This is a genomic window from Mesorhizobium sp. M7A.F.Ca.CA.004.06.1.1 (assembly GCF_003999135.1).
GTDB lineage: Bacteria > Pseudomonadota > Alphaproteobacteria > Rhizobiales > Rhizobiaceae > Mesorhizobium.
Map to the genome: position 1 here is coordinate 1 of NZ_RZPQ01000778.1, position 2710 is coordinate 2710.

A 2710-nucleotide genomic window follows, 5' to 3' on the forward strand; every position below is an offset into this window, starting at 1 on the left:
GACGGTTCTGGTCACACGCCGGCCGATGAACGGCGGCGGCTGGGTAGTGACCTTCGACGACGTCACAGAACGTCGCCGCACCGAAGAGCGCATGACCCATCTTGCGCATCACGATACGCTGACGGGATTGCCCAACCGCTCGATGTTTCGCGAACGGCTCGACCTTGCGCTGGAAGCCACGGCGGTCACGCCGCTGGCAATCTTTTCGCTCGATCTCGATCGCTTCAAGGCGGTCAACGACACCTGGGGACATCCGGCCGGGGACTGGCTGTTGAAGAGCGTGGCCGAGAGGCTGCAGCGCTGCCTGCACAACGAAACCGACGTCGTCGCCCGTTTCGGCGGCGACGAATTCGTCATCATCCAGTTCAACTTCAAGGGCATTGCCAATGCAGAAAAACTCGCGAAGCGCATCGTCGAGACAATCGGAAAACCGTTCCGCGACAAGAGCCGCGAGATGCATGTCGGCATCAGCCTGGGCATCGCGGTTTTCCCCGACGACGGTGGAGATGCCGACGCGCTGCTGAGAAACGCCGATACGGCGCTTTACCGGGCGAAGAGTGAAGGGCGCAATCAGTATCGGTTCTTCGAACCCGGAATGGACGCTATGGTACAGGCACGGCGTGCGCTGGAGATCGACCTCGAGACCGCGCTGCCGCGCCAGGAATTCGACCTCGACTTCCAGCCCATCATGAACATCGCATCCGGGGAGATCGTCGGCGCCGAAGCCTTGATGCGCTGGCATTCGCCGACACGCGGCACGGTGGCGCCGGACAGCTTCATTCCGGTCGCCGAAGACACTGGATTGATCGTGCCGCTTGGCGAATGGGCGCTGAGGAAAGCCTGCACGGCGGCGGCCGACTGGCCCGCCGGCCTGCGCGTCGCGGTCAATGTCTCGGCCGTGCAACTTAAAAGCGGCAGCTTCGCCCGCAGCGTCATCTCGGCGCTGGCTTTCTCCGGCGTGCCAGCCGATCGGTTGGAGCTGGAAATCACCGAAACCGTGCTAATGGACGAAAGCGAGGCGGTGCTGAGGACGCTGCGGCAGTTGCGCGAACTCGGCATCCGCATCGCGCTGGACGATTTCGGCATCGGCTATTCCTCGCTCGGCTATCTCAGGCGTTTTCCCGTCGACAAGATCAAGATCGATCGTTCGTTCATCCACGACCTGGGCAATCGTGACGCCGCGGCGATCGTTCGCACCGTCATCGGGCTGGGCGCCGAGCTTGGCATCACTGTCACCGCCGAGGGGGTCGAGACCGAGGTGCAACTCGACATCCTGCGCGGCAATGGCTGCACAGAGGCGCAGGGCTATCTGATCGGCGTGCCGTCAACGGCGGCCGAGATCCAGCGTCTGCTGAAATCCCGAGCACTGCACAGCCAGACCGGCTGAGGCCGGCCATCGTCAACGCAGCGTGTCGATGTATTTGCCGTGGAAGCTGACATAGCCGGGCTCGACCACCTTGAGATGCCGCTCGATCAGCGCATGAAACCGCGGCAGTTGATGAAACGGCACGCCTGGATAGGCATGATGCTCGGCATGGAACGGCATGTTCCACGCCAGCCTGCGGACCAGCCAATTGGTCAGCGTGGTCCTGGTGTTCTCCAGCATGTTGGCGACGAACGGACAACGGCCGTGCTCGGCTAAGAGATAGAGGCGCAGAAACGGCTGCCCCAACAGAGCGGGCAAGATCCAGACATAGACAAGCACCGAGAGCCGGAAATAAAGGGCCAGCAGAAGGACCACGGCATAAAAGGCAATCATGGCGCGTGCCTCGCTGCGTACCTTGTCATAGCCCTTTGGCGGAACGTAGCTTTCGCGACAACCGCCCGCCGCGTTAGCATAGAGCGTCTTGAGGTGGCCCCACCATAACGGGATGCCGGATATGTGGACGAGGTATTGCCGCCATGTCTCCGGTTTCGGGAAGGCCAGTTCAGGGTCGTTCTCCGGGTCTTGCGTGTATCGATGGTGGGCAAAGTGGAAGTAGCGGAACCAGTCCGCCGGCAGTGCGATCGCCAGACTGCACACCCGCGCCACGACATCGTTCAGCCGCTGTGCCTCAAAAGCCGTGCGATGAACCGTCTCGTGCAGCAGCGTGAACAGGAAGACGATGAGGATACCTTGCGGAAGCATCAGCAGTGGCCAGAACGGCACCTTGGCGGCGATCAGCGATCCGACGACCACGATCGCGCCCCAATGAGCAGCAAGCTGAACGAGGCCCGCAACATCAGACTTGGCGGTCAGCCGGTTGCGCTCCTCCTGCGTCAACGATGAAATTACGTCACGATGATCCACGTGCTTCGATCCAGACTGGAGTTTGATGAACCCATTGTAGCCAATGAACAACCTTTCCAAAAACGACGATTTCTGCAATCTAGATAAGCAGAACTTATCTATTCGGTGAGTATGGCCGTACCTCCCTCTCTCAAAGGACTTCAAACTTTCGAGGCTGCGGCCCGTACAGGCAGCTTTGCCGCGGCAGCGGAAGAGCTTTCGGTGTCGGCCGCTGCCGTCAGCCAGCTCATCCGCACGGTCGAGGAGCAGATGGGCCGCAAGCTGTTCCACCGCGTCAACCGGCGCGTCGTCCTCACCGAGGCCGGCGTCGAGATGCTGCCCAGGCTGACCATGGCCTTCCAGGAGATCGGCAGCGTCGCGCGCCAGCTGGGCGGCGATGCGTTCCGCCCGCGCCTTGTGGTGTCGGTGCCGCCATCCATG

Annotated in this window: 3 protein-coding genes; 2 read left to right on the forward strand and 1 reads right to left on the reverse strand. The window is 61.7% G+C overall.

Features of this window, described 5'->3' with window-relative positions:
• Window positions 1–1387: EAL domain-containing protein (locus EN906_RS30015; RefSeq protein ID WP_127375593.1), on the forward strand; the 1387-nt coding region annotated here is incomplete at its 5' end.
• 12 nt (window positions 1388–1399) lie between these two features.
• On the opposite strand, the gene EN906_RS30020 is transcribed toward EN906_RS30015, so the two are convergent.
• Window positions 1400–2290: a fatty acid desaturase family protein gene (locus EN906_RS30020; RefSeq protein ID WP_127268531.1), complete on the reverse strand. Its 891-nt coding sequence runs from the start codon at window positions 2288–2290 to the stop codon at window positions 1400–1402.
• Window positions 2291–2401: 111 nt separating this feature from the next.
• Here EN906_RS30020 and EN906_RS30025 point away from each other — a divergent pair.
• A partial coding sequence (locus tag EN906_RS30025; RefSeq protein ID WP_127375594.1) for a LysR family transcriptional regulator occupies window positions 2402–2710 on the forward strand: 309 nt, incomplete at its 3' end.